A 17,711-nucleotide genomic window follows, 5' to 3' on the forward strand; every position below is an offset into this window, starting at 1 on the left:
GTCTCACGCCTGCGGCGCTCGCCCTGGTATGTGGTGAGGTGCAGTCTGGCAGCCAGACTGCACCTCACCACATACCAGACGTGCCTGTTGTTATTCTACAAGAAGTCTATAGACTTCATTGAGCGCGGCCTCAAAGAGGCGATCATGTCCCAGAATCTCTAGCTCATCGTGCAGCAAGGTGCTGGCTATGCGCGAGGAACTTTGCCCCAGGCTAACGGTGCGTTGATGGCGTGTGCCTTCGGGAAGCTCGACCGAAGTGATCGCATATTCCGCGCCATCGGCGCGATCAATGGCAAAGGTCGCATGTTTATCATCGAGGGCGCTTAAGATACGGACCAGGCAGAGTGAGCCAGGTGTGAGCGCGGGTTCAACACGAGGGCGAATGGTAATACTGCCACGCCCACTATGAACCAGGAGTTCATCTGTGCCTGGTAATTGGAGCTTGCCCGTGGCGTGTGATGTATGCCAGGAATGCTCGCCCGTCTCTGGATGATGCTGGTTCCGTTCATTGGCGGTATCGATCTGCCAGTTCAAGCTCTTGAGTAGCCAGGCGGAAAAGAGGAGAGCGCGCGTCGTATTGACGGTAGGAGTCGTGGGACTGCTGCCGTTTGCGCCAGTGGTGTCCCTGGTGGGTGAGATGGCGTGCTCAATCTCTATTTGATAGATACCGCTCAAGTAGTCTTGATAGGTGGGCACATCGAAAAATTGCGCGACCAGTTGACGCCAGGGCGTGATGCGTCCCCAATTAAGATCGCTGAGTGCCCATCTGGAGTTCTCTGCCGTATCTTGCAGGTGCGCTGCCAGGCGAGCCAGGCTATTCTCTGGCTGAAGGAAGCTTTCGGAGTCGACAATGACGCGATTGCTTGTCTGAGCCAGGCGCGAAAAGAGGGTCTCATCACGGGGCGGATCCTGGAGCCACCACAGATAAATGGGAAGCTCTGGTTTGAGTAAGGGCTGGATGATCGTAGCTGCAGAGCGAAGAGCGGACCCACTGAGCATGATCGTAATCTGTTCAAAGTTGTGGCGCATGATATCGGAGATGATTGGAAACGAGCGGAGGGTCACCCACGTGCTGACCTCGGTGGGTGAACTCTCGCTGGTATCAAGGATGAGCAGTATGACGCGCGCGATATGGGTACTACAGAGCTCGCGAAGAAGTGAGCTAGCGCGCTGTGCTGTGGTTATGTCCGGTGCACAGATGACAAAATTGAGGACACTAGCACGCACATTCACGTTCTGGCTAATGCGCACGTTGTCGGCGGACAGGTGCCAGAGTGAGGTGAGAATCTCCTCGGCTTCTTCTATGCGTACCGGTTTACCTGCCCAGGGGAGATGCACGCCTGGATTTTCAAAGGATGCCTTCGTCATTCCCGTTCCCCTTCATCAAAGTGAACTTCATTGTTCATGTGGACTGCGTTGTGCTACATCTTTTATCGCTACAAACTCAGCATACAGGCTGTTATAATCAGGGACGGCGCCAGCGGAAGCCATCGCGCCAGATGAACTCATCGGAGCCCTGTGGTCCCCACGTACCAGACTCATAGGTATGAATGGTGGCAGGTGACTCGTTATTCCAGGCATCAAGAATGCCCTGTACAAAGGTCCAGGCGGCCTCTACCTCGTCGCGGCGGGTGAAGAGGGTTGAGTCGCCGAGCATGGCATCAAGCAAGAGACGCTCGTAGGCCTCGGGTTGCTCACGTACGAAGGATGAGCCATAGAAGAAGTCCATATTAACCGAGCGAATCTGCTGATCGGTACCTGGTACCTTGGCACCGAATTTCAAGGAGATGCCTTCATCTGGCTGGATACGCAGCGTCAAGACGTTTGGTTCGACCTGCCCTTGAGCATCATTCTGCTTGAAGATCATCAGAGGTGGCTGCTTAAATTGAATGGCGATCTCTGTGACACGCTTGGGAAGGTGTTTGCCTGTTCTCAGGTAGAAGGGAACGCCTGCCCAGCGCCAGTTGTCAATGAACAATTTCATAGCAACATAGGTCTCGGTGGAGGACGCTGGTGAGACACCGTTCTCGCTCAGGTAGCCGCCGACCTGGTGTCCACCGACATAGCCAGCCGTGTATTGGGCGCGTATCGTGTTTTGAAGAGCCTCGCGACCAGAGAGCGGCTGAAGAGCGTGGAGCACTTTCACCTTTTCGTCGCGGACCGCGTTGGCGTCAAAGGCAATGGGGGGTTCCATGGCTACCAGCGTCAGCAACTGGAGCATATGGTTTTGAATCATATCGCGGATGGCGCCTGACTCTTCGTAGTAGCCACCGCGACCCTCAATGCCAATATTCTCGGCAACAGTAATCTGGACATGATCGATATAGCGCCGGTTCCAGATGGGTTCGAAGATGCCATTGGCCAGGCGGAAGACCAGGATATTCTGGACGGTCTCTTTCCCCAGGTAGTGGTCAATGCGATAGATCTGATCCTCTTTAAAGACCTTACCGATCTGGCGGTTCAACTCGCGGGCGGAAGGGAGATCATGACCAAAGGGTTTCTCGACAATGATGCGCGTCCACCCTTTACGGTTGCGGTTGAGACCAACGGCCCCCAGGTTCTGAATAATGGTAGGATACTGGCTGGGTGGCGTGGATAGGTAGAAGATGCGATTGCCACTGGTGCCCCGCTCCTGGTCAAGGCGGTTGAGTAGTGCCGCGAGTTTCTCATAGCCTTCTGGCTCGTGGAAGTCGGATTGCAGGTAGAAGATGCCATTGGAGAAGCTCTCCCAGACCTGCTCGTTTACTGGCTTCTGACGAGAAAACTCGTTGATAGAGTCGAGCGCCTGTTTGCGAAAGACCTCATCATTGTAAGGACGGCGTGCGAATGCCACGACAGAAAAGCCTGCGGGCAGGGGATGTTCCAGGGCCAGGTTATAGAGCGCTGGCAGCAACTTGCGGTGAGTCAGGTCGCCGGTAGCGCCGAAGATGACCATCACGCATGGTTCTGGACTCTGTTTAATGCGTAGCCCCTCGCGAAAGGGGTTGGGCGCTTCGACTACGCTACGCTGAGGCATGAGTGTAATCTCCTCATTCAAGAATGTGTAATCTAAGACATGTAATCTAAGATCGTGTTGTCAAACTCTGGTAACGCCGGTCTCCTGGTGCTTGTTAGTCCAGCAGATAGTTCGTCTCTACAAGAAGTATAACCCCTCATGGTAGCATCTGGCTACCTGCCATGGAGAAAAGAACCGGTGATAAGCGAACTGATGTAGTGGAATACTTTAGGAAAAACTTTATAGATATACCCGCGAGGCACGCCTGAATTTCTGTGCTTGTTCTTCAAGAAAGTCTATGAAGAAACGCAGCAGAACAGGGCAGGGATAATGTATCCCTACCCTGGCGCCTGGAAGGCGTCTATTGGTGCCTGTGTAGGCCTCTAGTCAGCAACCTGCTCTTTGAGTGCCTGCTTCTTGCTCTTAATACCAGCGAAGAGCTGGTGGAAAGAGTCAATGAACTTCTGGACCCCTTCATCCTGCAACTGCTTGGTGACCTGGTCGTAGTGGATACCATTCTTCTCCAGTTCATCAAGCGTCTTCTTTGCGCCCTCGATATCGTTCTCGATAGTATTTTTGACGATACCATGGTCGCGGAAGTTCTTGATGGTGTCAAGAGGCATGGTGTCAACCGTATCAGGGCCAATCAGTTCCTCAGCGTAGAGGACGTCGCGGTAGGCCGGGTTCTTGGTGCTGGTGCTGGCCCACAGCGGACGCTGTACATGAGCACCCGCATGCTTCAACGTCTCGAAGCGAGGGGTGTTGAAGAAGCGTTTGAAGTCCTGGTAGACGAGACGCGCGTTGGCGATAGCGGCCTTGCCCTCAAGCTCTTTGAGCGAGGCAGCGCCACCGGCTTTGATCTTGTCCTCGAGCAGCTTGTCGACCAGCGTATCAACGCGGCTGACAAAGAAGCTGGCGACCGAGGCGATGTGGCTGATATCCTTACCCTCGCTGTTGCGCTCCTCGAGTGCGCGCACATAGGCGTCGACGACATCAGCATAGGACTGCAACGAGAAGATCAAGGTGATGTTGACGTTGATGCCTTTGCGTAGGGTCTCATAGATGGCGGGAATGCCAGCCGGGGTCGCGGGGATCTTGATCATCAGGTTGGGGCGCTCGACCATATTCCAGAAGCGTTCAGCCTCTTTAATCGTGCCCTCGGTGTCGTTGGCGAGCTCTGGGGAGACCTCCAGGCTGACATAGCCATCCTTGCCTTCGGTGCGATCATAGATAGGTCGTAGCAGGTCGGCAACGGTGCGGATGTCCTGAATCACCAGGTCTTCGTAGATCTCGTTGGAGCTTTTGCCCTCTTTGATGAGCTGCTGCATCTGCTCGTCATAGGCATGACCGGCGCTAATGGATTTCTCAAAAATGGTTGGGTTGGCGGTAACACCAAGGATGCCATCTTCTTTCAGCATTCTCGCGAACTCGCCAGAAGCAATCTGGGCACGGTCGATATTGTCGTACCAGACGCTCTGTCCCTGGTCTTGTAACTGTACCAGTGGATTGGCCATTACGTTCTTCTCCTTATATGATGGATGTACGCTTGCAAGTACACATATTCATCAAGCTTGTATCTGTTGCCCTCTAAATCGTACTACCAAAGGCAACCCATTTGTCAAGTAGATATAACAGGTATTTGAAGATAAGAGGGAGAGGTATCTCCCCTCACCTTCAGAGATGTGCCAGGAACGAAGGCTGACTAGTACTCTTGTACCTGACCGTGGCTCCTGGCCCTTCTCTTTCTCTCTGCGACTAAAGCAGATTTTTCGCCTTGGCAGTGACATTCTCTACGGTGAAGCCAAACTTCTCGTAGAGGACGCTGAACGGAGCCGAGGCACCGTAGTGATCCAGGGTGACGGTATCACCATCCAGACCGACGTAGCGCTCCCAACCGAAGGGGGATGCAGCCTCGATTGCGATACGAGCCCGTACACTCTTAGGCAGGACACTTTCTTTATACTCGGCGCTCTGCTTCTCAAAGAGTTCGCGGCTGGGCATACTTACTACACGAACGGCGATGCCCTCTTGTCGCAGCTTTTCTGCTGAGCTAAGCGCCAGGGCCAGCTCGGAGCCGGTCGCGATCAGGATAACCTGTGGTGTCGACTCGCTATCGCTGATGACATAGGCACCTTTGGCCACATTGGCCGCGCTGGCATGTGTGGTGCGGTCTACAGTAGGCAGGTTCTGGCGTGAGAGTACGATGGCAACTGGACCCTCAATGGTGATGGCGTTACGCCAGGCCTCGGCTGTCTCGTTCGCGTCACCCGGGCGGATGACGGTCAGGCCAGGGATGGCGCGCAGGGCTGCCAGCTGTTCGATAGGCTGGTGGGTAGGACCGTCCTCGCCGACGCCAATGCTGTCATGGGTGTAGACATAGATGGCCTTCTGGCGCATGATTGCGGCCAGGCGGATGGGCGGGCGCATGTACTCAGAGAAGATGAGGAAGGTCGCGCCAAAGGGAATGAGGCCGCCGTAGAGCGCCATACCATTGAGGATCGCGCCCATGGCATGCTCGCGGATACCAAAGTGCATATTGCGACCGTTCTCGTCAGCCGTGAAATCGCCCAGGTCCTTCATATAGGTATTGGTAGAAGGCGCCAGGTCGGCGGAGCCACCGATCAGGTTAGGCAGCTTAGGCGCGATCGCGTTGATGGTCTTGCCTGAGGCAACGCGGCTGGCCAGGGCCTCGCCCGCTTTGAAGGTTGGGATTTCGCTGTCCCAGCCCTCGGGAAGCTTGCCGTCCTGCTCCTGCTGCCACTGTTGGGCCAGCTCGGGATAGGCGTTGGCATAGGCCGCGAACTGCTCCTGCCAGGCCAGCTCCTGCTGCGCGCCACGCTCAACGGCCTGGCGGAAATAGGCCACGGCCTCTTCTGGCTCGTAGAAGGGCTCCTCAGAGGCCCAGCCAAGGTTGCGCTTGGTCAGGATAACCTCCTGCGCGCCCAAAGGCGAACCATGGGCCGACTCTTTGTCCTGCTTATTGGGGCTACCATAGCCGATGTGCGTGCGTGTGACGATGATCGAAGGGCGCTCGTCGGCCTGGGCGGCCTCGATGGCCTGGCTCACGACCTCCAGGTCGTTGACGTCGGCGATGTGCTGCACATGCCAGCCGTAGCTCTCGAAGCGCGCACCAACATTTTCTGTGAAGGCCAGGCTGGTGTCGCCCTCGATGGTAATCTTGTTGTCGTCGTAAAAGTAGATGAGCTTACCCAGCTTCAGGTGACCAGCGATAGAAGCTGCCTCGGAGGTGATACCCTCCATCAGGTCGCCATCGCTACAGATGGTGTAGATGTAGTGGTCAAGCAGTGTATGGTCAGGGCGGTTGTAGCGGCTGGCCTGGAAGCGTTGTGCGATTGCCATACCGACACCATTGACGAAGCCCTGGCCCAGGGGGCCGGTCGTGGTCTCAACGCCGGGAACGTGGTGGTATTCGGGATGACCAGGCGTGCGGCTACCCCACTGGCGGAAGTTTTTCAGTTCTTCAAGGGGCAGATCATAGCCTGTCAGGTGCAGCATGCTGTAGAGCAGCATGGATGCGTGGCCCGCGGAGAGAATGAAGCGGTCGCGGTTGAACCAGTGTGGATTGCGCGGATTGTGGCGCATGTATTTGGTCCAGAGCAGATAGGTGAGTGGCGCGAGCGCCATGGCGGTGCCGGGGTGTCCGGAGTTGGCTTTCTGTACACCATCCATAGCAAGAGTACGAATAGTATTGATGCAAAGGTCCTCAAGTTGCTTTGGCTGTACTGGTGATTGCTGTTGCGTTGTCATTAATCCTCCAACAAAGAGATTTTATTTATTGTAAATCGTACACTATCGCCAACCTCTTTAATGATATCACAGATGGGTTCAAGATGGTAGATGAGTAATGTACGTTTAGCATCTGCTCTCGCGCCGCGGCGCGCAGGGATAGGGTGTATATGCGTATGGCGCGAGCAATGCCCGCGCCATACGCATATACACCCTATTTATGAATCACGTTGTGCTTTTTGTTGTAGTTCATAGAGCTTACTGATAGCCTCTATGGGCGTTAGCTCATCAACCTTCATAGTTTTCAGCTCATCAATGAGCGGGTGTGGCTCGGACGCCAGCAGCGTCATCTGCCAGGCGGCGGGCATCGCCATATCGCGCATGGCCTTGCGGCGCGCCTTGGCATCTCCCTGGCGTTCAAGCTCGGCGAGGATCTCTTCTGCGCGGTGGAGAACGGGCCGGGGAATGCCAGCGAGCTGGGCTACGTGAATGCCATAGCTGCGATCCGCGCCTCCAGGCACAATCTTGCGCAGGAAAATGACATTACCATCTTCCTCGGCCACGGCTACGTTGAGACAGCGAATGCGCGGGAGCAGTTTGCTCACCTCGACCAGTTCATGGTAGTGGGTAGCGAAGAAGGTGCGTGCGCCACAGCGCTTATTATTATGCAGATACTCCACGATGGCGCGCGCGATGGCCAGGCCATCATAGGTACTGGTGCCGCGCCCGATCTCATCGAGTATCAGCAGGCTGCGTGGCGTGGCGTGATGCAGGATATTGGCGGTCTCGACCATCTCGACCATAAAGGTGCTCTGGCCCGTGGCCAGGTCGTCCTGGGCGCCGATACGGGTAAAAATGCGATCCACAATGCCAATGGTGGCCGACTCGGCCGGGACATAGGAGCCAATCTGAGCCATCAAGGTAATCAATGCCACCTGGCGCAGATAGGTTGATTTACCCGCCATATTGGGGCCCGTGATGATGGCGATCTGAGCCTCGTGATTTGAGATGTCGGTATCATTGGGGATAAATGGGGTATCCGTCTGTGCTTGCTCGACAACGGGGTGACGCCCGGCCACAATGTGGATGGTGTCGTCCTCGTTGAGCTGGGGGCGGCAATAGTCACTTTTGGCCGCGACCTCTGCCAGGCTCAGAAAAACGTCGATCTCAGCGATGGCGTGGGCGGTGTCCAGGATGCGTTCAGCGGCATGGATCGCGATATCCGAGCGCAATTGCGTAAAGAACTCGTTCTCCATCTTATTGATGCGGTCCTGCGCGTTCAGGATCAGCGTCTCGTACTCTTTGAGATCGGGAGTGATATAGCGCTCGCTATTGGTGAGTGTCTGGCGGCGAATATATTCAGTGGGCGCGCGATTCAGGTTGGCGTTGGTGATCTCGATAAAGTAGCCATAGGCTTTGTTGAAGCCGACGCGCAGATTTGAGATACCCGTGCGTTTGCGCTCGCGCTGCTCCAGTTCGGTAATCCATTGTCGGCCATTCTGTGATGCCTCTTTGAGCTTGTCCAGTTCGGCGCTAAAACCCGCACGGATGATGCCGCCTTCGTTGATGCTGACGGGTGGCTCTTCGATAATGGCCTTTTCAATGAGCTCGATGATATCATCATTCTCGGCGAGGCGATCAACCAGGCGTACAAGGGAGGGCGCGTTCTCGCTCGCGGTTTCATCGAGGCAGGTGCGAACCTCGGCGGCGGCGCGCAGGCCCGTCGCGAGGGCCACCAGGTCGCGTGGGTTGGCGATACGCTGGCGAACGCGGTTGATCAGGCGCTCCAGATCGCCTGCGCGTTTGAGCGCCTCTCCCAGGCGCGCCTGGAGCAGGGTATCGGTGAGGAGTTCGCTAATCGTCTGCTGGCGCAGTTGTAGGGTAGGAATATCCAGCAGGGGCTGTCCGATCCAGCGCCGCAGCAGGCGTCCTCCCATCGGGGAACGCGTCTTATCCAGCACCCAGAGTAGCGAGCCTTTGACCGAGTTCAGGCGTCCCGTCTCAAAGAGTTCCAGGTTGCGGCGGGTGTAAGGATCGAGGGTCATAAAGTTATTGGTCGAGTAGGTTTCCAGCGCGATCAGGTGTTGGAGCAAGCCCTTCTGAGTCTCCTGCACATAGGAGAGGACGGCGCCCGCGGCCCGGACGGCCAGGGGCAGATGGGCGCAGCCAAAGCCTTCAAGCGAGGATACCTCAAACTGCTTGAGCAGGCGGTGACGGGCATCGTCTTCGGCGAAGTAGCGTGAGTCATAGGGGGTGACATGTCCGGCCAAACCTGAGAGCAGTTTGACGAGGGGCGCATAATCTTCTTCTTCATCCTCTTCTGCCTCCAGGTCGGGAATATCCGCGTTGGCGTTCCCATTGCTCCCCAACTTTGTAACCTGCTTCTCGCTCATGACGGTGGCCAGCCAGCGCTTCTTGCGATTGCCCAGGCGGCTATAGTGGGCCTCGACCAGCACCTCGGCGGGACTGACGCGTGAGATTTCCTGTTGGATGGCTAGCTCAGGCTCAGGTGTGGCAAATTGTGTGACCGCGAACTCGCCCGTTGTAATGTCGATATACGCGATACCAATGGCACCTCGACCGGGGACGACCGCGGCCAGAAAATTATTGCGTTTCGCGGCCAGCATGGAGGGGTCGATGACGGTGCCAGGCGTGACAATGCGGACCACTTCGCGTTCAACCAACCCCTTCGAGAGGGCGGGATCGCTCACCTGTTCGCAGATTGCCACGCGGTACCCCTTGCCAACGAGCCGGGCAATATAGCCGTCGGCTGCGTGATGAGGAATACCTGCCATGGGGGATTTCTGTCCACGCCCAAAGTCGCGCCGAGTCAGGGCGATCTCCAGTTCGCGGGCGACGATCTCGGCGTCATCATCAAACATTTCGTAGAAGTCGCCCATGCGGAAGAAAAGGATGGCGTCCGGATTTTGGCGTTTAATATTCAGATATTGTGCGCGTACTGGACTCTGGCTGTTGGTCTCATTCGCGAACTCTTCAAATAACACTTGCTTTTTCCCTCCTGTGATCACGTGTCTCAGTATAATTCTATTCTGTGCATGCGTCAATTTGGTGGAAGAAGAGTAGGAAAGGCAGTGCTCTTACCCGAGGTGAGCTTGCGAGCCGAGGCAGGGGCGAAAGAGAAATTGGGAATTCCTGCTAATAATGGCTATACCACTTGTAACTCGCGCCAGTTGGATTATAATATTGATATATTTGATTAAGGAGGGCATCGTGTTCTACCTTGTACTAGTGATGATCGTGCTTGCGGGTGGTGTGATAACGCTCGTTGCGGTCCAGAACCTGAGTAATACAACGCAACTCGAGGTCTTGATCTGGCAAGCGCCAGCGCTGCCAGCAGGGCTTTTGATTCTGGGTGCGTTTATCCTCGGTGCGCTCTTGTTATACCTTTCGAGCGTGGGGTCTGCCATCTCTGATCGCAAGCAGATCCGAAAACTGAGCCAACGAGTCAAAGAGCTGGAACAGCAGCAAGCGCAGTCGCCTCAGCCTCCCCAGGCGCCCAGCGCGATGATGCCGCCCCAGGGACCTGCTGGCTCTGGTCCAACTCCTATACAGATGCAGCCGACCGCGCCAATAATGCAGATGCCGGGCATGTCTGGTCCATTAAAGAGCTAATATGTTGTGCCGGGGCCTGTCCCTGGCTGTGTTTACGTATTCCAGATCTGCCCGAGCACTTTCCGAACGAGGACTGGCAACCCCTTCTCGCTGGTCCCCGTAGCCTCTTCTTGGGGCTTTTCAGGCGCTGGATTTTTTTTATTTTTGCTATCTGTAGTATGCTCCTGTATGGCTTGCTTACCAGGCTCCTCGGCCATCCTGGCAGTCTCTCTAGTCCCTTCAGGTTCGCTGGGGTTTGTCATGGCTGTGGGCGCGTTATGTTGCATTTCTGTGCCAGTATTGGGCAGATGCCCGGGCTGTAGGGGGATGGTTGGCTCATCTTCGATAGCAACCGGTGCTGGTGACTCAACTTCGCCCTGTACCTCTTCCTCTTCCTGTACCTCATCTTCTAGAGGCTTTCGTGGAGACGCCTCAGCGCCTGGTTCGGCGCTGGCGACTTCCGGGGATGTGCTCTCCTGGTGCTTGCGACGTGGCACCAGTTCAATAGTGTCCTCTTCATCTAGCCCCGTCACCTCTTGCTCCTCTATGGCATATTCGTTGGGCGAAGGTATGTGCGTCTCAGGTGTCTCTGTAGGAACCTGCTCATTCTGGTCGGCGCTTTCGCCTGGCTCCGGTGTCATGGGACGCGTATCGATCTCGTCCAGGGCTAGCTCTAATTCTGGCTCATTTACCAGTGGCTCTTCCGCTGGCACTATGGCGTGCTCTGGAGTGGCATGTGGCAGCGTCTGCATGTCTTCAAGAGGGGCTGGTACCTCTTTCTCCAATGGGGGGAGTTCCTGGGTAGTGCGCCTGGTTGCCTGGATTTCTACTATAGGAGACTCCACTGTAGGCTGTTCCTGTATTGGGGCAGAGGTGGTCTCTTCGCTCTCTACAGGCGATGTTGTCGTTTCGGTCATCTCTGCTTGTTCAGGCGCTGGAGCGATGCTCTCCTGGTGCGCCTGCTGCGGCTCTTCAAGACTGTCGTCATCGCTCATGAGCTTCTGTAAAAGCTCTTCCGCGGTAGGCACAATCGCCAGGTCATTCTCCTCCTGGGCGACGGGCTGGAGAACCTGGGAGGACTGTAGATCCTGCGCAGCCTCTTCATCGTTCATGGAGTCGAGCCAGTCATAGGCCCCTTCGAGGGCGTTCTCGCACCAGTGGGTGTAGTCACCGCGAATAAGGTCCAGCTTTTCACAGCGCTCTAAAAGTTGCGCGGTATGGTCGAGCCAGGTGTCACCTCGATCAAGCATCTGATCCAGAAGATGCAGATTCTCGACGCCACTGGCTTGCAGGCGCGCAAGGGTTGCCAGCGCGATGGGAGAGGGCTGGATCGACTCAGTAAGCGATGCATTATCCGCGATCTGTTGCTGGAGCCAGGCGATTTCCTGCTGCACCAGGGCCTGGCGCTGTTGGAGCGTCCAGAGCTGGTAGGAGTGCGTAAATTGCTCAACCTGCGCGGGATCCAGGCGCGCGAAGAGCGTCACCAGGGCCTCAGGCAGGGCTACTGGCTTGCCGATATGTTCCATTTCGGCGTGTGTGTGCTCACGCTTCTCCTGGCTGGCAGCCAGCCTGCTATCGGGTTTATTCATACCCTTCCAGCCTCCTCTCCTGACCAGGTTTTGATGAGGTATCACGGCGCCAGCGCTTCGCCCAGCGCTGAATGGACTGGTTGACCCGATCTGCCTGCTGATCGACCAGGAGTTCATCAGACTCTTCAGCGGGCACTGTGGAGTTGAGTTCTGGCTGGTTCTGGCTAGCTTCTTCTACGGGTGTGCCAAAGATCGCCGATGCTTTGGAGGCGTCAGGGCGCTGACTGGGGGTCGCTGTTTTCTCCGGCGTTGCAGGAGGAGGAACTGTGGATATGGGACCGTCCCAGATGGCGACTGAGGGAGCATCAGGGGCACGTTGAAGTGGTTGCCTGGCGGCGGGGCCTCTTCAGTCCTGGCCTCGGACCTGGCGCTGACCTGCTCACTGGCTGTTACCGCGTGTGCTTCTTCTGTCCTGGGTGCATGGGGAACCGTCTCACCCTGTTGCTCGATCACAGCAAGCGCTTGCTCGCGCTGATGCTCGGACAAGAGCGCTTTCACCAGCGGATTCGTGTAAATTGGCTCATGATGCTCTGCCAGCGCTTGCTCAAGCGCGTGTGCCTGCTCTTCGAGTTGCTGCAAGACTTGCTCTTGCTGTTTTAATTGCGCCTGCAACTGCTGATTCACTTCTCTATAGTAAAGCCATTGCCGGTATTGCCCCATAAAACGTGTGCCCCACAGAGAAAATATGGATGTGTTTATTGTGTGATGGAGACGCTTCTCTCCACAATGGCAGTATAGCACCAGGGGAAACGAGAAACAAGCAGCGTGTATGTGTAAACACATTGAGGCTCGTAGTGGGTGGTCCTGGTTGACTATGTCAGTCAACCAGGACCACCCACTACGAGCCTCAATGCAATCTGCGCACGAGATTTAGTAGGGTTAGATTCCTCCGTCGCGTTGAAGTGCGGTGTTATGCGAGATGCGCAGGAGGATACCAATAATGATGTAGTTTGCCAGTACCGAGCTACCTCCCTGGCTTAAGAAGGGAAGTGGAATACCGGTCAGGGGCATGAGTTTTAAGTTGCCGGCGATAATGACCAGGGTCTGGACCGCAAAAATGGTTGTCAGGCCGGCTGCCAGAAGTTGCGAGAACGTATCGGTGGCCTGCGTGGCGATGCGATACCCACGATGAATGACCAGGAGGTAGATGCCTAGAATGGCAAAGAGGCCCATCAGGCCAATCTCTTCTCCCAGCCCTGAAAACATCAGGTCGGATTCGACGACGGGAATAAAGCCGCCTGGATGCCCCATGCCAATCCCCGCGCCAAAGAGTCCGCCACTACTGAGGCCAATCAGGCCCTGCAAGATCTGATACCCCGCATTGTCGGCGAAGGTGTTGTCTTTCGTAGTCCAGTGCTGCCAATTAACGACGTCGAAGCTCACAACGGCGAAGCGATTGCGGACATAGCTGAGGAGCATATAGCCGACAAAGCCAAGCACGATAAAGGCGCCAAAGGCTGAGAGTACATAGGTCAGGCGTCCACTGGCGAGATAGACTAGCGAGAGGAAGGTGCTGTAGATCAGCAGGGCCAATCCCAGGTCACTCGCGATCAAGAAGATGAGCAGGGCCAAGCCTAGCATCGTTAGCAGGGGTCCAAGCTGGCGTAGCGGAGGTAGGCGTAGCTTGCCCAGGCGGAGGTAGCCCTGCGCCAGGATATCGCGGTTATCATTGAGGTAGGCGGCGAAGAAGATCACCAGAGCGATCTTGAGTAGCTCGGAGGGCTGCAAGCCAGTGCCACCGACACCCAGCGTATCACGCGTGGGGCCGCCACCATGGCTGCGGATACCGTTGATTAAGGCGGGAAGCGCCAGGATAAAGCTAATTACGGCCCAGGTATATTTATAGCGTCCTAGCCAGGTGACATCGCGGAGCACGGCCAGCACGATACAACAGAGGCCCATACCAAGAATTACCCAGAGCAACTGGTGTGAACCCAGCGTCTCAATAGGGGTAGGTAAATCGGGTCCGATGCGTGTGGCAAAGAGCACACCGATACCGCTGAGGAGACCGACGAGAGGGAGTAAAACCTGGTCGGCTTTGCGGAAGAAGATATTGAGCACGGCGTGCACGCCCAGCAGGGCCGCGATCAAGCCCAGAACTGGAATCAACCCCTGAAGCGGGGGGAGTGTTTTGGTGCTAAAGGGAGCATTGGCATCAAGCGCGGCCTGTTTAACCGAGTTGGCCAGAAGTAGCTGAGTCATGACCAGGATAATGATCAAGCTGGGAATGATCAGCAGGCCTAACTCGCGCCAACGGTAGCGTGACAATGTCCCGGGTGCTTGGCTTGCCATCCTCGATTAACACCTCTCTATCTTGTAAGCATTTACAGTCGTACGGCTCGTTGATTACTGGGTGAGTTTGAATTGAATATAACCAACGCTCACAATATCGCCCGGGCGGGCTGGAAGAGCTTCGCGGGCAGGTTGGCTATTGACGTAGGTGCCATTGGAGCTACCAGCGTCCTGGACGTACCAGGAGCCGTTACGGAACCAGACGCGGCTATGTTCCGCAGAAACAACCGGATCCGAGATCTGAATGGTATTAGTTGGGCCACGACCAATCGTGGTCTGTGGCTCCAGGGCAAAGCGCGTGCCTGGCATCAGGTTGCTAGGACCGCTATTGACGACCACAAGATGCCCAATGGTTTTGGCGCGAGCGCCGCCGCCATCTTCACCTGTGGCTGATTTGCGCAGGTCGCGTGTAATGGCCAGGACAACCTGCATCAAGAAGAGATACAGCAGGATGACCAGGAGAATACGTAAGATGAATAAGAACGAATCAATTTGTAATGGCATGGGGCCGAGGCTCACCTTCTCTCAAAGTAAAAGTCGTAGCTACCAATGGTAAAGTAATCACCATTGCGCAGCATATGTTGCCGCATATGCGGGGTCCCATTAATAGTAATGCCATTGGTACTGCCGAGATCAAAGATCGAAAAATGGCCATTCTGGAACTTGATCTGGGCATGATAGCGCGAGACGCGTTTATCTTCGACAATAATATCGTTACTTAGCTGGCGACCAATGTTGACGATTGGCTTTTCGATGCGGTAGATCTGCTGATTGGCCTGCGGTAGCCGGATTGTGAGCCAGGCCTGTGGCATAGGTGGCTGGGCTACCTGTGGCGCGGGCGATGCGGAAGGCTGCTGAGGAAAATTTGGATTACTTCCCGAGGCGGGTGGGTTGGATGGCGCGGACGAAATGCCGGGCAACTGCTGCCCCTGGGGAAGAGCGGCACGGATTTGCGCGAGTTGTTCCGCGCTCAGAGCCTGGGTAGCCATTGCGCCACCGGCCTGTCCATCAGCAGTCTCGGTCTCGATGCGTACATCGCTGACGCCCAGGTCGCTTGCGGCATGTAGGCGAATCACTGGCATGGTACGCAAAGTATAGCGGCGATGACGTGCAAACTCCACCAGGTGGTTCTGCCAATCGCGGACCAGCATTGCCTGGGTGGGTGTAAACTGTTGATGATCTTTGATGCTCAGGTAGATGTCATAGACGTTGGGCGCAAGGCGTCGCCCCTCGCCCTGAAGGAGGGTATTGTCTTCCATCGCTCGCTCAAGATGGCGCTGTAACTCTACCGGCTCGAGGCGAGACGGAAAGAGGCGAGCGAACGGGCGCTCAATCATGCGCTGCATGAACGATTCAAATTTATTTAGCGGGTTCTGGCGAGCTTTCAATTGCTCACACTCCTGAGAGCTAAAATGTGTCGCGCTTGCTGGCTATCAGCTTCAATCTGTGCCTTTAAGGCTTCTATTCCGGGAAAGCGCTGCTCACCACGCAAGCGGGCAATAAATTCTATCACAATATAGGCGTCGTATAAATCAAGCTTAGCATCGAGTAGATGCGCTTCAACAAGACGCTCTTTACCATTAAACGTTGGACGAATGCCAATATTGACTACACCGTTATAAACGGGGGAAATTGCCTGCCCGTCACTTTCTGGGCTTTCTTGCTTGGATATAAACACACGCGCTGCGTAGACTCCATTGGCGGGCAAGAGTTTATGGGGATCAGGACGGACGTTTGCTGTCGGGAAACCAAGGACGCGCCCACGCTGATCGCCATGAATGACGATGCCGCCCACCTGTACCGGGTGCCCGAGGAGCCGGTTGGCCTCCTCGACCTGGCCCTCGCTTACTAGCGTACGAATGCGTGTGCTACTAATGCGCTCCTGTCCTGCCTCTTCCAGGGAGACCGACTGAACCTCAATGCCATGGCGTTGCCCATAGCCTTGCAGGAAAGCGACGTTTCCTGTCCGATTATGCCCGAGGCTAAAGTTGGAGCCGACGACCATGCCACGAATCTGAAAGCGCTGGCAGAGCTGATCCATAAAGTCTTCCGCACTCAAGGCCGCCACCTCAGGGGTAAAATTGATAACGATAGTATCCTGAATATATCCGGTCTGGTGCGCGATTTGCAGTTTTTCTTCCAGAGTCGTCAAGTATTGGACATAAATATCTGGCCGCAGGACCATAAGGACATGTGGCGTAAAGGTCACGAGCACTGGTTTGCTGTGAAGCTGTCCGGCGAGCGAATGCAGCCTCTGCAACAGGTGCTGGTGTCCACGATGTATGCCATCAAAGTTGCCGATGGTCACGACAATCGGCTCTGAATTAGTGAGTGTTGTTGTGTAGTTCATAGATGTATGTGTGTATGTGAGAGTATTTCTGAGAATTGCGTATAGGCATGCATCTGCCTTTGATGCATAGTATAACTATAGTACCACAGCCCATTTTTATCAGCAATAATATTAGCCATTGCGCCTACATTGTGTCTACGTTGTGCCTACGAAAAATACACTCCTTACGAGGCTGAGCGCCTTTTTCGTAGTCCCCTGGTAGTTACAAGGACCTAGTGCGTGCTGGTGGCAAAGACCTTTTTAGGATGCCAATACTGGCGCTGGTCGTCCCATTGCGCAATCGCCAGAAATTGACCCTCTTCGCTATATATACGCGCCAGCGTGGAAGCGGGTTGTGGAGCCTGGACAGATGTCTTGATGGGATTGCCATGCAGAACCTGGGTGACCTGTTCGGTACTCAGGGTAAGCGCGGGATACTGGCGAAGAGCGGCGTCGGCTGGAAAGAGGTATTGTGTGACGCTTTCGTCTGCAATGGCGCTCTCCAATTGGTCAAGGGTAATGCTCTCAGCGAGGGCAAAGGGGCCACTGCGTGTGCGGATCAGTCCTCCCAGATGGGCGCCCGTTCCTACATGTTCACCCAGATCATAAGCAAGCGAGCGAATATACGTGCCCTTGCTACACGCCACCGCCAGCGTCAGGCGTGGAGCCTCCCAGGCCAGGATCTCCAGTTGCGAGATCGTAATGGGGCGAGGTGCCAGCTCGATCTCACTCCCGGCGCGTGCCAGCTTATAGGCCGGCTGTCCCTGAATTTTGATCGCGGAATAGCGAGGAGGTTGTTGCATCTGCTCTCCGAGGAAGGCCGGTAACGCTTGCTCAAGCTGCTCTTGTGTGAGTGAAGTCGCGTCATGTGTGCGTAGGACGGCGCCCTCGGTATCATAGGTATCGGTCACGACGCCAAAGATAATCTCCGCCTGGTACGCCTTGCCGCTCTCGCTAAGATACTCCGCGACGCGCGTGCCCAGTCCCACGCAGATAGGAAGCACGCCGCTGGCGGCCGGGTCGAGCGTCCCGGCGTGCCCGACACGCCTCTGCTTGAGCAACTTGCGCACGCGTGCCACGACATCATGCGAGGTCATGCCAAGCGGCTTATTGATATTGAGAATTCCGTCCATTGATACCTCTTGTC

The 17,711-nt window shown here is 55.7% G+C and carries 14 protein-coding genes; 1 reads left to right on the forward strand and 13 read right to left on the reverse strand.

The window, feature by feature from the left end:
• Positions 1–90: 90 nt before the first annotated feature.
• The 5 genes from JMJ04_RS15295 to mutS form a co-directional block, all read right to left on the reverse strand.
• Positions 91–1,368, reverse strand: coding sequence for a glucose-6-phosphate dehydrogenase assembly protein OpcA (locus JMJ04_RS15295; protein ID WP_201371322.1), 1,278 nt, complete (start codon positions 1,366–1,368; stop codon positions 91–93).
• A 97-nt stretch (positions 1,369–1,465) separates the two neighbouring features.
• A complete protein-coding gene (gene zwf, locus JMJ04_RS15300; protein WP_201371323.1) occupies positions 1,466–3,016 on the reverse strand; it encodes a glucose-6-phosphate dehydrogenase in 1,551 nt (516 codons plus the stop codon).
• A gap of 362 nt (positions 3,017–3,378) precedes the next feature.
• Positions 3,379–4,509, reverse strand: coding sequence for a transaldolase (gene tal, locus JMJ04_RS15305; RefSeq protein ID WP_201371324.1), 1,131 nt, complete (start codon positions 4,507–4,509; stop codon positions 3,379–3,381).
• Positions 4,510–4,750: 241 nt separating this feature from the next.
• Complete coding sequence (gene tkt, locus JMJ04_RS15310) at positions 4,751–6,763, reverse strand: transketolase (protein ID WP_201371325.1); 2,013 nt, start codon at positions 6,761–6,763, stop codon at positions 4,751–4,753.
• Positions 6,764–6,960: 197 nt separating this feature from the next.
• On the reverse strand, positions 6,961–9,747 hold the full coding sequence (gene mutS / locus JMJ04_RS15315; protein ID WP_236038035.1) for a DNA mismatch repair protein MutS: 2,787 nt from the start codon (positions 9,745–9,747) through the stop codon (positions 6,961–6,963).
• Between the two features lie 226 nt (positions 9,748–9,973).
• Between mutS and JMJ04_RS15320 the strand changes: the two genes are divergently transcribed.
• A complete protein-coding gene (locus tag JMJ04_RS15320; protein ID WP_201371327.1) occupies positions 9,974–10,375 on the forward strand; it encodes a lipopolysaccharide assembly protein LapA domain-containing protein in 402 nt (133 codons plus the stop codon).
• A gap of 32 nt (positions 10,376–10,407) precedes the next feature.
• Here JMJ04_RS15320 and JMJ04_RS15325 read toward each other — a convergent pair whose 3' ends face one another.
• From JMJ04_RS15325 to truB, 8 genes are all read right to left on the reverse strand, one after another.
• Entirely contained in the window at positions 10,408–11,943 is a 1,536-nt protein-coding gene (locus JMJ04_RS15325) for a ribonuclease E domain-containing protein (protein ID WP_201371328.1), read from the reverse strand.
• Positions 11,936–12,079, reverse strand: a complete 144-nt coding sequence (locus tag JMJ04_RS15330) for a hypothetical protein (RefSeq protein WP_201371329.1) — start codon at positions 12,077–12,079, stop codon at positions 11,936–11,938. Before JMJ04_RS15330 ends, JMJ04_RS15325 begins: the two co-directional genes overlap by 8 nt.
• Positions 12,080–12,117: 38 nt before the next feature.
• The gene (locus tag JMJ04_RS15335) at positions 12,118–12,603 is read right to left on the reverse strand and encodes a hypothetical protein (RefSeq protein WP_201371330.1); all 486 of its coding nucleotides are present in this window, start codon (positions 12,601–12,603) and stop codon (positions 12,118–12,120) included.
• A 219-nt stretch (positions 12,604–12,822) separates the two neighbouring features.
• Entirely contained in the window at positions 12,823–14,235 is a 1,413-nt protein-coding gene (locus tag JMJ04_RS15340; RefSeq protein WP_201371331.1) for an FtsW/RodA/SpoVE family cell cycle protein, read from the reverse strand.
• Between the two features lie 54 nt (positions 14,236–14,289).
• Positions 14,290–14,739, reverse strand: coding sequence for an FHA domain-containing protein (locus tag JMJ04_RS15345; protein ID WP_201371332.1), 450 nt, complete (start codon positions 14,737–14,739; stop codon positions 14,290–14,292).
• Positions 14,740–14,750: 11 nt separating this feature from the next.
• On the reverse strand, positions 14,751–15,623 hold the full coding sequence (locus JMJ04_RS15350) for a DUF3662 and FHA domain-containing protein (protein WP_201371333.1): 873 nt from the start codon (positions 15,621–15,623) through the stop codon (positions 14,751–14,753).
• Entirely contained in the window at positions 15,620–16,585 is a 966-nt protein-coding gene (locus JMJ04_RS15355) for a bifunctional riboflavin kinase/FAD synthetase (RefSeq protein ID WP_201371334.1), read from the reverse strand. The genes JMJ04_RS15350 and JMJ04_RS15355 overlap by 4 nt, the downstream gene beginning before the upstream one ends.
• 212 nt (positions 16,586–16,797) lie before the next feature.
• Positions 16,798–17,697, reverse strand: a complete 900-nt coding sequence (gene truB, locus JMJ04_RS15360; RefSeq protein ID WP_201371335.1) for a tRNA pseudouridine(55) synthase TruB — start codon at positions 17,695–17,697, stop codon at positions 16,798–16,800.
• Positions 17,698–17,711: the final 14 nt, after the last annotated feature.

Source organism: Ktedonobacter robiniae (assembly GCF_016587375.1).
Taxonomy (GTDB): domain Bacteria; phylum Chloroflexota; class Ktedonobacteria; order Ktedonobacterales; family Ktedonobacteraceae; genus Ktedonobacter; species Ktedonobacter robiniae.

Bases quoted from the DNA above. Each gene is read 5' to 3' on its own strand.
- tkt (WP_201371325.1), bottom strand. From the start codon at position 6,763: ATGACAACGCAACAGCAATCACCAGTACAGCCAAAGCAACTTGAGGAC.
- JMJ04_RS15295 (WP_201371322.1), bottom strand. From the start codon at position 1,368: ATGACGAAGGCATCCTTTGAAAATCCAGGCGTGCATCTCCCCTGGGCA.
- JMJ04_RS15340 (WP_201371331.1), bottom strand. From the start codon at position 14,235: ATGGCAAGCCAAGCACCCGGGACATTGTCACGCTACCGTTGGCGCGAG.
- JMJ04_RS15355 (WP_201371334.1), bottom strand. From the start codon at position 16,585: ATGAACTACACAACAACACTCACTAATTCAGAGCCGATTGTCGTGACC.
- JMJ04_RS15335 (WP_201371330.1), bottom strand. From the start codon at position 12,603: ATGGGGCAATACCGGCAATGGCTTTACTATAGAGAAGTGAATCAGCAG.
- JMJ04_RS15345 (WP_201371332.1), bottom strand. From the start codon at position 14,739: ATGCCATTACAAATTGATTCGTTCTTATTCATCTTACGTATTCTCCTG.
- tal (WP_201371324.1), bottom strand. From the start codon at position 4,509: ATGGCCAATCCACTGGTACAGTTACAAGACCAGGGACAGAGCGTCTGG.
- truB (WP_201371335.1), bottom strand. From the start codon at position 17,697: ATGGACGGAATTCTCAATATCAATAAGCCGCTTGGCATGACCTCGCAT.
- JMJ04_RS15325 (WP_201371328.1), bottom strand. From the start codon at position 11,943: ATGAATAAACCCGATAGCAGGCTGGCTGCCAGCCAGGAGAAGCGTGAG.
- zwf (WP_201371323.1), bottom strand. From the start codon at position 3,016: ATGCCTCAGCGTAGCGTAGTCGAAGCGCCCAACCCCTTTCGCGAGGGG.